This window comes from Gordonia sp. McavH-238-E, assembly GCF_022348225.1.
Taxonomy (GTDB): domain Bacteria; phylum Actinomycetota; class Actinomycetes; order Mycobacteriales; family Mycobacteriaceae; genus Gordonia; species Gordonia terrae.
Genome location: NZ_JAKRFE010000002.1, coordinates 31,225 through 43,288, shown reverse-complemented (window position 1 = coordinate 43,288; position 12,064 = coordinate 31,225). Strand labels below are relative to the sequence as shown.

Below are 12,064 nucleotides of genomic sequence, written 5' to 3'. Positions count from 1 at the left end.
ATCTGTGTCACGGATACCAACGGGGGCATCGCCAAACGGTGCCGTTACACAGGAGGAGCACTCATGCTGAACTTGCCCGGAGCAGGCGGCGGCGCCGGCGTCACCGTGAACGTCGCGGACGGACAGGCCACCGCAGCCAAGGTCGGCAGTCTCGTCGAGGACATGAAGGCTGTCATCAACCAGATCGCGCAGCACGCCGGCAATGCGACGCCGACATGGCAGGGCTCGGCCGGCGTCGCCTTCGACGGAACGCACACCGACTGGAACAAGGCCGCGCTGACGATGAACCAGCTGCTGGAGCAGATCAAGACCCAGCTCACCAACGGCTTCGCCGGCTACGAGGACCAGGACGCGGCTGCGGCGCGCGGATTGAACACCAGCGTCTGACACCGGCGTCTGACCACGGCCTGCCTTCTCAACTCCACGTTCTGCGAAAGGAACATCCATGAACGGCTCGATCAACTACGACTTCGCCGCTCTCGGCGATCTCAGCGGCGGCCTCCGGGCTGCCTTCACCCAGCTCGAGGACCTCAACTCTCAGCTCAAGGCGCAGGTCGCCGCGCTCGACGGGAACTGGAACTCGCAGCAGGCCAAGGCTGCCTACGTCGACGCGCAGGGCGCGTTCGATCGAATCTTCACCCAGTCTCGTGATTCGCTGACCTCGCTCGAGCAGGGAGTGAGCAACGCCAGTCGCGTCATGCAGGACACCGACGCAGCGATCGGAACGGGTTTCCGCGGTCTCGTCTGACCGCCGAACCCTCGCACTGTCCAGACGCCAGACGGGGACCCCACCGGGCAGGACTCGGTGAGGTCCCCGTTGGCGTTCGGGCGCGTCGACCGACAACGCCCACGGAAGTCGCGGATCGTGCGATAGCGTCGGGATCTACAGGCCTCGGGCACATGTGTCCCGGGTACGCAGATCTCGACGAGGAGGTAGCGGTGGCATCTGCCAACACCGTCGGAGGTGGTCGGGAGCAGTTCACCCGGAACTCCGGCTTCATCTTCGCCGCAATCGGTTCCGCGGTGGGACTCGGCAACATCTGGCGATTCCCCGGCGTCGCGTATGAGAGCGGCGGCGGCGCGTTCCTCATCCCTTACCTCGTTGCGCTGCTCACCGCAGGCATTCCCGTGCTGTTCCTGGACTACGCGGTCGGACACCGGTTCCGGGGTACCGCACCGCTGTCGTTCCGGCGTATCAAGAAGCCGGTCGAGACGCTCGGGTGGTTCCAGACCGGTCTGTTGTTCGTCATCGGTGTCTACTACGCGGCGGTCATCGCGTGGGCCGCGAGCTACTTCGTCTTCTCGTTCAACCAGAGCTGGGGCGACGATCCGGCGACCTTCTTCACCCAGGACTATCTCCAGGTCGGGGACCCGGGAATTTCGACGACCGTTGTCGGGGGCGTTGCTCTGCCCCTCGTCCTCGTGTGGCTTGCGGTGCTCGCCGTCCTGCTCCTCGGCGTCGCGAACGGTATCGAGAAGGTGAACATCGTCTTCATCCCGCTGCTCTTCGTGGGGTTCGCGGGCCTTGTCATCCGTGCGGTCACTCTGCCCGGTGCGGCCGACGGGCTCAACGCGCTCTTCACCCCTCAGTGGGCAGCCCTGAAAGACCTGGACGTCTGGATCGCGGCTTATAGCCAGATCTTCTTCTCGTTGTCCATCGCATTCGGCATCATGATCGCCTACGCCTCGTTCCAGCGTCGACGCGCCAACATGACCAGCTCGGGTCTGGTTGTCGCATTCGCCAACTCGTCGTTTGAGATACTCGCCGGTATCGGTGTGTTCTCCGCGTTGGGGTTCCTCGCTTATCAGCAGCAGGTGGCGGTGTCGGACCTTGAGGGTCTGACGGGTCCGATCCTGTCGTTCGTCACATTCCCTGCAGTCATCTCCGAGATGCCCGGTGCGGCGTTCTTCGGCGCGCTGTTCTTCGGGTCCCTTGTCGTGGCTGGCTTCACATCCCTCATCTCCCTCATGATCGGCGTGTCCGGAGCTCTCCAGGACAAGTGGGGGATCAGTCGAACCAAGGCGGCGGTCGGGGTGTCGGGCGTCTGCGGCCTGATCTCCATCGCGCTGTTCTCGACCACCTCGGGACTCATTGCCCTCGACACCGTCGACATGTTCGCCAACAACGTCGGTGTGGTCTCCTCAGCGATCATGATGACGGTCATCCTCGTCTGGGTGCTGCGCCAAGGTGACATGTTGCGCCAACACCTGAATGCGGTGTCGACGTTCAAGGTCGGCAAGGTCTGGCTCGCGCTCGTCGGAATCGTCGCCCCTGTCTTCCTCACGATCATGCTGGTGCAGAAGGTCTGGTCGGTCATCGACGAGGGGTACGAGGGATACCCGACGTGGTACCTCGGTGTCTTCGGCTGGGGGACGATCGCGCTGGTGGTCATCGCGGCGGTGGTGCTGACCCTGCCGTCGTGGAAGGGACGTGATCAACCGGATTTCCTGCCCTGGCCACCGTTGTCCGATGCGGGCCGCCCCGGCGGCTCCACCACAAAGGAGTCCGTCCGATGAGTGGTATCGCCATTGTCATGCTCATCGTGTCGATCACCATCGTCTGGGGTGGTCTCGTGGCGAGCATCGTGTTCTTGAGGCGCCGGCCCGAGGTCGAGGGATTGGCGGAGGACCCGGACATGGTCCGGGAGGACACCGACCGCGCCGCGCGCCCCCACCCCACCCGCGACACCTGATCCGACGCCCCTGCCCCTCGGAACCGGCCGGTCGTTCCGATAGCCTGGATCGAACGCATTCGCGCCTGCATCATCAGGCGCCCGACGCGAACGACAAGGGGATCAGATGACGACTGCTCAGGACGAGCTGAAGGCCGACAGCCGCAACGGAATCGACTACAAGGTTGCCGACCTGTCCCTCGCGGACTTCGGCCGCAAGGAGATCGAGCTCGCCGAGCACGAGATGCCCGGACTCATGGAACTGCGACGCGAGTATGCAGACGTGTTGCCGCTCAAGGGGGCTCGGATCTCCGGCTCGCTGCACATGACCGTGCAGACCGCCGTTCTCATCGAGACCCTGACCGCGCTCGGCGCGGAGGTCCGCTGGGCGTCGTGCAACATCTTCTCCACCCAGGACCACGCCGCCGCGGCGATCGTGGTGGGCCCGAACGGCACCCCGGAAGAGCCGAAGGGTGTGCCGGTCTTCGCCTGGAAGGGCGAGACCCTGGAGGAGTACTGGTGGGCGGCCGAGGAGATGCTGACCTGGCCGGGTGAACCGGCGAACATGATCCTCGACGACGGCGGTGACGCGACGATGCTCGTGCTGCGCGGCGCCGAATTCGAGAAGGCCGGCGTGGTCCCGCCCGCCGAGGACGATCATCCGGCCGAGTACAAGGTGTTCCTCGAACTGTTGCGCAAGCGCTTCGAGACCGACAAGGGCAAGTGGACCGCGATCGCCGAATCGGTCCAGGGCGTCACCGAGGAGACCACCACCGGCGTTCTGCGCCTGTACCAGTTCGCCGCCGCCGGCGATCTCGCCTTCCCGGCGATCAACGTCAACGACTCCGTCACCAAGTCGAAGTTCGACAACAAGTACGGGACCCGGCACTCGCTGATCGACGGCATCAACCGCGGCACCGACGTCCTCATCGGCGGCAAGAAGGTGCTGATCTGCGGTTACGGCGACGTGGGCAAGGGATGCGCGGAGTCGCTCGCCGGCCAGGGCGCCCGTGTCCAGGTCACCGAGATCGACCCGATCAACGCACTGCAGGCGCTCATGGACGGCTTCGACGTCGTCACCGTCGAGGACGCGATCGGCAACGCCGACATCGTCATCACCTCGACCGGAAACCTCGGCATCATCACCCTCGAGCACATGCGGGCGATGAAGCACCAGGCGATCCTCGGCAACATCGGTCACTTCGACAACGAGATCGACATGGCCGGGCTCGAGCGGTCGGGTGCCAAGCGCATCACCGTCAAGCCGCAGGTCGACCAGTGGATCTTCGAGAACGGCAAGTCGATCATCGTGCTGTCCGAGGGACGCCTGCTCAACCTCGGCAATGCGACCGGCCACCCGTCGTTCGTGATGAGCAACAGCTTCTCGAACCAGGTGATCGCGCAGATCGAGCTGTGGACGAAGAACGACGAGTACGACAACGAGGTCTACCGTCTGCCCAAGCACCTCGACGAGAAGGTCGCGCGCATCCACGTCGAGGCACTCGGCGGCACGCTCACCAAGCTCACCAAGGAGCAGGCCGAGTACATCAACGTCGACGTCGAGGGCCCCTACAAGCCCGAGCATTACCGCTACTGATCGTCAACGACACAAGGGGCGTCCCACCGAGGTGGGACGCCCCTTGTCGTATGGTGCCGGTGTCGTATGGTGCGGGTGCGGTCAGGTACGGATGTGGTCAGGTGCCGATGTCGGGTTCGGCGTCGGGGCAGTAGATCCACGAACCCTGCTCCTTGAGGAACCGTTCCCTCGACTTCTCCGAAGCCGTTCTCTCCGTGCCCTTCTCGAGGTGAGACACGACCTCGGACTGGGCGACGTTGCCGTCGAAGGCCGTGTCGAGGAAACCGTCGAGGACGATGTCGCCGCCGTCGGCGGGTGGTGCCTCGGTGACCCGATCGCGGGATTGGGTGCACACCGCGGCGCGCATCCGGCCGACGTCGCGCGCGTTGTGTGCCGTGATGTAGGCGAGCAACGCGGAGCGGATCTCGGCCAGCGCCGTGTAGTCGGTCGACCCCGGCTCCGATCCGGTCCCGCTCGGCGAGGGGTCGCTCGTGGTCGAGGTCGGGGCGGATGAGGGGCTCGACGTGCCGGCAACCGCGGAGTCGTCCGACGACGATCTGGTCACGACGACGGTCAGTACCAGCGCGATCATCGCGATCACCGCGACGCCGCCGAGCACCCACGCGACGATCACCCCGGTGTTGCGGCGGGGCGGCGGTGGTGGCCCGGGCGGACCGCCGAAGCCCGGGGTTCCGAGCGCGGGCGGCCCGTATTGTCCGGGAGCGAACGGTGGACGGCCATATGGAGTGCCGGGTGGCGGCATCGGACCGCGGCCGGGCGGGGGGCCGTACCCGTGGGGCCCGGGCGGACCGGGATACGGACGTCCCGGACCCTGCTGACCGGGACCCTGCTGACCGGGACCCTGCTGACCGGGACCCTGCTGACCGGGGCCGGGTGGGCCGTAGGGCGACGGCCCGCCACCAGGTGGAGGTGGCTGATAGGTCATGGAACGCCTTCCGAAATCGTTGGTCCAAGGCTATCGAAACCGCGCGACGGGAGCATCGATCGAGTCATTCGGTCGGTTCCGTCCGGCCTGCGCTCAGATGATGGGCCAGGTCCTGGATGTTCTCGCCGTCGCAGCGGTACCAGGGTGACATCCACGCGGCGTCGGCGAGGTCGCGATACACGGCATCGACGCGACGCTGAAGCGCTTCGTCCCGCTCGTAGGCGTCCCGGGCCCGTGTCGCATCCCGCTCGGCCCGCGCCGCGGCGCGCTGCATCGCGACCTCGGGGGAGACCCCGAGCAGTACGTGGCGGTCGGGGACGGGCATGCCGAACCGTCCGAATTCCAGGTCGACGACCCAGCGCACGACCTCACCGGCGGCGTCCTGGTCGAGCCGCGCCGCGTTGTATGCGGCGTTGGACGCGACATAGCGGTCGAGGATCACGATGTCGTGGGCGTCGGTCGCGGCCTGGATGTCATCGACCGCGCCGGCTCGGTCGAGCGCGAAGAGCAAGGCCATGGCGTACACGCTGTCGCTGAGATCACCGTGCGAACCGTGCAGGGCCTCGGCGGCGATGTCGGCGGTTGCCGACCGGCCGTAGCGCGGGAACGTGAAGGTCGCGACCCGCAGTCCGGCCGCCGACCACCGATCGATCAAACCGGTGACCAACGTGTTCTTCCCGGCGCCGTCGAGTCCTTCGACGGCTATCAATTGACCCACGCGGGGGAGTCTAGGGGGTGGGACCGATCGGGTCAGAACGTCCGTCCCGGCGCGTCGATCACCACGGTTTCATCACGGTGATGTCACCATTGACATCATGAAGCCCCGCATCCTTGTCGTGGACGACGACGCCGCGCTCGCCGAGATGCTGACGATCGTGCTGCGCGGCGAGGGTTTCGAGCCCTTCGTGGTGGGTGACGGCACACAGGCTCTGACCGCCGTCCGGGAGATCCGACCCGATCTCGTACTCCTCGACCTCATGCTGCCCGGCATGAACGGCATCGATGTGTGCCGGGTGCTCCGCGCCGACTCCGGTGTGCCCATCGTGATGCTGACCGCGAAGTCCGACACCGTCGACGTGGTGCTGGGACTCGAGTCCGGCGCCGACGACTACATGGTCAAGCCCTTCAAGCCCAAGGAACTCGTCGCCCGAGTGCGCGCGCGACTGCGCCGGACCGACGAGGAACCCGCCGAGCTGTTGTCGATCGGGCCGGTGGAGATCGACGTCCCGGCGCACAAGGTCACGCGCGACGGCGTGCCGATCTCGCTGACCCCGCTCGAGTTCGACCTGCTGGTGGCACTGGCGCGCAAGCCCCGTCAGGTCTTCACCCGCGATGTCCTCCTGGAACAGGTGTGGGGATACCGGCATCCGGCGGACACTAGACTCGTCAACGTGCATGTCCAGCGGTTACGCGCCAAGGTCGAAACCGACCCGGAGAATCCCGAGGTCGTCCTGACGGTGAGGGGGGTCGGCTACAAGGCCGGCCCGCCGTGATCGGTCGATCTCGACGACGGGTCAACAGCACTCTCGGACGCTTCACCCGCACCGCCGGCGCTGTCGGACGTGCCTTCGGGCACATCTGGCGGCGCTCGCTGCAGTTGCGGGTCGTCGTGTCCACGTTGGTGCTGTCGGTCGTCGTGCTCCTCATCCTCGGCTTCGTTCTGGTCACCCAGATCACCGACCGGCTGCTCGACGTCAAGCTGGCCGCGGCGACCGAGGAGATCGACCGGGCCCGCATCTCCGTGGAACGTGACCTCTCGAGCGGTGCGGGCAACATGTCGGTGCAGAACCGACTGCGCCAGACGCGATCGCTGCTCACCGACCGCGATGCCGACACCGGCCAGGCGTCGGGCGCGGTCGGTGCCTTCGACACCGTGCTGCTGGTGCCGGGAGGCTCCGACAACGGGGTCGCGAGCGGTGTCGGACCTACCGCCGAGGTGCCGTCGAACCTGCGTGACATGGTGCGCGGCGGGCAGGTGGCCTACCAGTACACCCAGGTCCCCGATGGGACGGGCGGGCGGGCGCCCGCGTTGATCGTGGGCAGTCCCACGAACGCCTCGGTGCCCGGCCTCGAGCTGTACCTCGTCTTCCCGCTGACCGCCGAACAGAACACGCTCGATCTGGTCCGCGGCACCCTGCTGACCGGCAGCATCGTGCTGCTCGGTCTGCTGGCCGCGATCGCCTGGCTCGTCTCGCGGCAGGTCGTCATCCCGGTGCGGTCGGCGTCGCGGATCGCGGTGCGGTTCGCCGATGGCCGACTCAAGGAGCGGATGCCGGTCCGCGGTGAGGACGACATGGCCCGGCTCGCGATGTCGTTCAACGACATGGCCGAGAGTCTGTCCAAACAGATCACCCACCTCGAGGAGTTCGGCGGGCTGCAGCGCCAGTTCACCTCCGACGTCAGTCACGAGCTGCGCACCCCGCTCACCACGGTGCGGATGGCCTCGGACGTGCTCTACGAGGGCCGCGAGGATCTGGACCCCGTCCGCAAGCGGTCGGTGGAGTTGCTCGACAAGGAGCTCGACCGTTTCGAGACGCTGCTCAACGAACTGCTGGAGATCTCGCGCCACGACGCAGGCATGGCCGAACTCGCCGCCGAACGCATGGACATGGCGATCCCGATCGACGGCGCCCTCGCCACGGTCGGTCATCTGGCCGAGGAGACCGGCACCGAGCTCGTCCTCGACCTGCCTGCCGAACCGGTCCTCGCCGAGATCGACCCGCGTCGCGTCGAGCGCATCCTGCGGAACCTGCTCGCCAATGCCATCGACCACGGTGAACGGAAACCGGTGACGCTGACCATGCGTTCGGATGGTGACGCGGTGGCGATCACCGTGCGCGATCAGGGCATCGGACTGCGTCCGGGGGAGGAGAAGCTGGTGTTCAACCGATTCTGGCGTTCCGACCCGTCGCGGTTCCGGCGCTCGGGCGGCACCGGTCTCGGGTTGGCGATCAGCATCGAGGACGCGCGCCTGCACCAGGGGAGGCTCGAGGCCTGGGGCGAGCCGGGCAAGGGTGCGTGCTTCCGGCTGACCCTGCCGCTCGTGCGCGGTCACAAGGTCCTGGGCTCCCCGCTGCCGCTGAAGTCGGTCGGCACCCTGCAGCGCACGTCCGTGCCCAAGACGTCCGGCCGAGCTCCGGGCAGCCCGGGGGTGGGTGCGGAATGAGCCGATCATCCCGGTCGGCCCGCGGTGTTCTCGCGCTGGCGTTGGCCGTCGCGGCGCTCCTCGTGGTCTCCGCGTGCGGCGCGATCCCCAACGACTCCTCGCCGCAACCCATCAAGTCGTTCGAGCGGGAGGGCGCCACCAACGCGGTCCCGGTGCCGCAGGCCGACATGGACCCCGAGGCGCTGGTGCGGGCCTTCCTCAAGTCGACGGTCGACCCCGACTCGGCTCATCGTGCAGCCCGGGCATTCCTGACCCCGGTCGCCTCCCAGCAATGGGACGATCGCGGCGACGCGCTCATCGTCGACGAGATCAACACCTTCGTCGACCAGCGCAACGAGGACTCGGTGCGGATGCGGCTGATCGGCGACAACGTCGGGACCCTCAAGTCCGACGGTCAGCTGCTCCCGGCGTCGGGGCGGGTGGAGACGAGCATCAGCCTCACGCGATCCGGTGATCAGTGGCGGATCGATGGTCCGTTGCCGAGCGGAACGATGATCGACCGCGACCAGTTCGACAACACCTACCGCCCGGTCTCGCTGTACTTCAGCGACCGAACCGGGCGCCGACTGGTGCCCGACCCGCGCTGGCTCTATGCCGGCCAGGCCACCGACCCCACCGTCCTGGTCAACCGTCTGATCGCCGGCCCCGCCTCGGATCTGGCGGCGGCCGTGGACAGCGGCTTCCCCAACGACGCCGCGCTGCGGGGCCCGGTCGTGGGTCTCGCCGGCGGCGGGGTGCGGGTGGACCTCGACGGCATCGGGAGCGCGCCGGCCCGTGATCGCGCCGTGCTGGCCGCCCAGATCATCTGGACTCTCGACGGCGCCGACATCTCCGGCCCCTATGTCATCGACGCCGACGGCGCCCCGCTGGCCGCCGAGCGCGCCTCCGGATGGCAGACCGCCGACGTCCGGGCCTTCGACCCCAACTCCGTGCCCACCACCGATGTCGGGCTGAACATCATCACCGGCGGAGCCCTGCGCGCGGTGACCGACACCGCGACGGTGCCCGTTCAGGGGCCGTTGGGTACCGCTCGCGACCTGCGTTCGGCGACCATCTCCGACAACGGGGCGCGGGTCGCGGCGGTCCGCGGCCTGTCCGGGCCCGATCGCAGGCTCGAGTTGGTGATCGGCGACTACGGCGGCGACATCGGTCCGATCGTCGGCGGCTCCTCGATCACCCGTCCGTCCTTCGGCGCCGACGAGAACACGGTCTGGGTCGTGGTCGACGGCAAGCCGATCCAATGGCAACGCGACGACGACGGTACCCAGACGGTGCCCGTCGAGGCGTCGTCGATCCCGACGGTGGCCCGCGGTGCGATCACCGAGATGCAGGTGGCGCCGGACGGGGTGCGCGCCGCCCTCGTGGTCGGGGGACAGATCGTCTTCGCCGTCCTGTCGACCAATGCCGAGGGCGGGGTGTCGCTGACGAGCCCACGGATAGCCGCGTACAACATCGGCAACCGTGCGGTCTCGGTGGACTGGGCGTCGCCGACGACCTTGATGATCGCGCGCGAGGCGCCGGAGTCGCCGGTCGTGCAGCTGTCGATCGACGGCACCCCGGCAGTGGGCCTGCTGAGCGGCAACGTGTCACCGCCGGTGCGGGCAGTGGTCGCCAACACGTCCACGATCTACGTCGGTGATCAGCGCGGGGTCCTCCGTCTGGGCAGCAGCAACGGACAGCCCGACCAGTACTGGACCGAGGTCGAGCCGGCGATGATCGGCGGCGCGATCCCCGTCCTGCCCTGATCGGCAGACGGTCTCTGCGGCCGCCGGTCGGATCGAGAACGCATGCGACCTCGGCCGGTGCGCTCGACGCGGCGAGATCCGGGTCGAGAACGGTCCTCAGGCAGCGGCCAGCACCACGACCGCGACGACGTCGATTCCGTTCTCGGACAGCACGCGTACCGACTCGGCCGCGGTCGCGCCGGTGGTCAGTACGTCGTCGACCAGGATGGCGGTCGTCCCTCGGGTCGACGGGCCGCCGGCTCGGAGTCGCACCGCACCTCGAAGGTTCTGGGCACGGGCCCGGGCATCGAGTCCGGCGGAATCCCGTGCGGTCGCCGCCGTCCTCAGAAGCGGTGCCACGCGTACGCGTCGGCCCAGGACCGGCGCCGCATACGACGCCACCGCGGTGACCGGGTCGCCACCCCGCCGGCGCGCGGTCATCCGGCGTGTGGGGGCCGGGATCAACAGCATCCGGTCGGCGTCGGGGAGCTCGCCCCAGCCGGCGAGCACGCGGATGCCGCGGGCGAGTGCGGTGCCGAGCGGGCGCGCGAGGTCTCGGCGGTCGTGTTCCTTGATCTCGATGATCGCCTGCCGGTGCGGACCCCGATAACGGCCGAGCGCCCACACGGCGACGCCCGGTTCGACCCGTGGACGGGCGGCGATCGGAACGTCGGACAGGGCGTGTTCGCACCGCGGGCACCATCGGGTCCCCGGGCGCCGGCACCCACCGCACAGCACCGGGAGCACGAGATCGGCCCCGGCACGGAAGATCCCCCACTGCCGTGTCACCCGCCGACGGTAGACCAACCCGATCCGGTGCGGCGGGTCCCGGCCGAGGCTGTGGACAACCGGCGCGGGGGGCTCGGCCGGGACCTTCTACCCCGATCGTCTCGACATGCCGACGCGGCGCCGCAAAACGTGGCCGATACCGGAACTTGCGGCTACGGTCGGGGGTACAGCAGGTTGCCGGCGGCCCTCGAGGCCGGCGCCGGCCACGACCGCTTTTGCCGGGAGGTGATGCCCCTGTAGCCAGAGTGTCAGCTGTCAGCTGACATGGACACATCCTCGGTGCCGTTCGAATCATCAGTGCGACAACAGATCACGATGACTCAACCGGCTTCGGGACAATTCAGGAGGTAGTTGAATGTCCACAGTCATCCACCGCAAAGGCCAGCGCGAACCGAAGACCGCCGACCCACGGCCGACCGTGGAGGAGGGCCTCGCGCCCGACCGCCAGCCAGCCGAGAACGATTCCTACGATCCAGAGTTCGCCTTCGTCCGCCCACCGGGAACGGTGGAATCCGACGATCCCGCCGAACCCACAGCCAAGGTCGTGTTCAGCGGCCGCAACGTCGAGATCCCCGACCACTACCGCATCTACGTCGGCGACAAACTCGCTCGCCTCGAGCGTTTCGATCCGACCATCTACCGATTCGACGTCGAGCTGAACCACGAACGCAACCGGAGACAGTCCAAGTCCTGTCAGCAGGTGGAGATCACCGCGACGGGCAAGGGGCCGATCGTACGGGCGCAGGCCTGTGGCGAGAACTTCTACGCCGCGCTCGAACACGCGCTGGACAAGGTCGAGTCCCGACTCCGTCGCGTCAAGGACCGCAGGCGTGTCCACCACGGCAACCGTCGGCCGCTCTCGGTCGCCGAGGCCACCGAGATCGGTGCGCCACCCCTGCGCGACAACCAGTTGTCGGTCGACGGCCTCGTCGGTGATCCCGGGACGGACTCCGTCGACACGGCCGAACGGTGGGACGACGGTGTGGAGGAGTACACGCCGGGCCAGATCGTGCGCGTCAAGGAGCACACCGCGGTACCGATGACCGTCGACGACGCGCTCTACGAGATGGAACTGGTCGGCCACGACTTCTTCCTGTTCCACGACAAGGAGACCGACAAGGCGTCCGTGGTCTACCGCAGGCATGCCTTCGACTACGGCCTCATCAGATTGACGTGACCCCCGAGCGGCCC

The 12,064-nt window shown here is 67.8% G+C and carries 12 protein-coding genes; 9 read left to right on the top strand and 3 right to left on the bottom strand.

Annotated features, from left to right (window positions below):
• Positions 1 to 63 precede the first annotated feature (63 nt).
• From MHN80_RS02575 to ahcY, 5 genes are all read left to right on the top strand, one after another.
• Complete coding sequence (locus MHN80_RS02575; RefSeq protein WP_014927790.1) at positions 64 to 387, top strand: WXG100 family type VII secretion target; 324 nt, start codon at positions 64 to 66, stop codon at positions 385 to 387.
• Between the two features lie 58 nt (positions 388 to 445).
• Positions 446 to 748 (top strand): WXG100 family type VII secretion target, encoded by a 303-nt coding sequence (locus tag MHN80_RS02570; protein ID WP_004023518.1) that lies wholly within the window; start codon positions 446 to 448, stop codon positions 746 to 748.
• Between the two features lie 191 nt (positions 749 to 939).
• Positions 940 to 2,517 carry a sodium-dependent transporter gene (locus tag MHN80_RS02565; protein ID WP_239399346.1) on the top strand — a complete coding sequence of 526 codons (1,578 nt, stop codon included), beginning with the start codon at positions 940 to 942 and terminating at the stop codon, positions 2,515 to 2,517.
• A complete protein-coding gene (locus MHN80_RS02560) occupies positions 2,514 to 2,693 on the top strand; it encodes a methionine/alanine import family NSS transporter small subunit (RefSeq protein WP_101820559.1) in 180 nt (59 codons plus the stop codon). Before MHN80_RS02565 ends, MHN80_RS02560 begins: the two co-directional genes overlap by 4 nt.
• A gap of 106 nt (positions 2,694 to 2,799) precedes the next feature.
• On the top strand, positions 2,800 to 4,269 hold the full coding sequence (gene ahcY / locus MHN80_RS02555) for an adenosylhomocysteinase (protein ID WP_101820560.1): 1,470 nt from the start codon (positions 2,800 to 2,802) through the stop codon (positions 4,267 to 4,269).
• A 97-nt stretch (positions 4,270 to 4,366) separates the two neighbouring features.
• Here the strand turns inward: ahcY and MHN80_RS02550 are convergent, their stop codons facing one another.
• Together MHN80_RS02550 and MHN80_RS02545 are read right to left on the bottom strand one after the other, a co-directional pair.
• Positions 4,367 to 5,194, bottom strand: a complete 828-nt coding sequence (locus MHN80_RS02550) for a hypothetical protein (RefSeq protein WP_239399786.1) — start codon at positions 5,192 to 5,194, stop codon at positions 4,367 to 4,369.
• Between the two features lie 64 nt (positions 5,195 to 5,258).
• Entirely contained in the window at positions 5,259 to 5,912 is a 654-nt protein-coding gene (locus tag MHN80_RS02545; RefSeq protein WP_239399344.1) for a dTMP kinase, read from the bottom strand.
• An 88-nt stretch (positions 5,913 to 6,000) separates the two neighbouring features.
• Between MHN80_RS02545 and mtrA the strand changes: the two genes are divergently transcribed.
• From mtrA to lpqB, 3 genes are read left to right on the top strand one after another with little or no spacing between them, the layout of a single operon-like run.
• Positions 6,001 to 6,687: an MtrAB system response regulator MtrA gene (gene mtrA / locus MHN80_RS02540; RefSeq protein WP_081487056.1), complete on the top strand. Its 687-nt coding sequence runs from the start codon at positions 6,001 to 6,003 to the stop codon at positions 6,685 to 6,687.
• Positions 6,684 to 8,360 (top strand): MtrAB system histidine kinase MtrB, encoded by a 1,677-nt coding sequence (gene mtrB / locus MHN80_RS02535; RefSeq protein ID WP_101820563.1) that lies wholly within the window; start codon positions 6,684 to 6,686, stop codon positions 8,358 to 8,360. The genes mtrA and mtrB overlap by 4 nt, the downstream gene beginning before the upstream one ends.
• The gene (gene lpqB / locus MHN80_RS02530) at positions 8,357 to 10,105 is read left to right on the top strand and encodes an MtrAB system accessory lipoprotein LpqB (RefSeq protein WP_239399342.1); all 1,749 of its coding nucleotides are present in this window, start codon (positions 8,357 to 8,359) and stop codon (positions 10,103 to 10,105) included. The genes mtrB and lpqB overlap by 4 nt, the downstream gene beginning before the upstream one ends.
• A gap of 96 nt (positions 10,106 to 10,201) precedes the next feature.
• Here the strand turns inward: lpqB and MHN80_RS02525 are convergent, their stop codons facing one another.
• Positions 10,202 to 10,873: a ComF family protein gene (locus MHN80_RS02525; RefSeq protein WP_239399340.1), complete on the bottom strand. Its 672-nt coding sequence runs from the start codon at positions 10,871 to 10,873 to the stop codon at positions 10,202 to 10,204.
• Between the two features lie 355 nt (positions 10,874 to 11,228).
• Here MHN80_RS02525 and hpf point away from each other — a divergent pair, with 355 nt between their 5' ends.
• Positions 11,229 to 12,050: a ribosome hibernation-promoting factor, HPF/YfiA family gene (hpf, locus tag MHN80_RS02520; protein ID WP_064570067.1), complete on the top strand. Its 822-nt coding sequence runs from the start codon at positions 11,229 to 11,231 to the stop codon at positions 12,048 to 12,050.
• Positions 12,051 to 12,064: the final 14 nt, after the last annotated feature.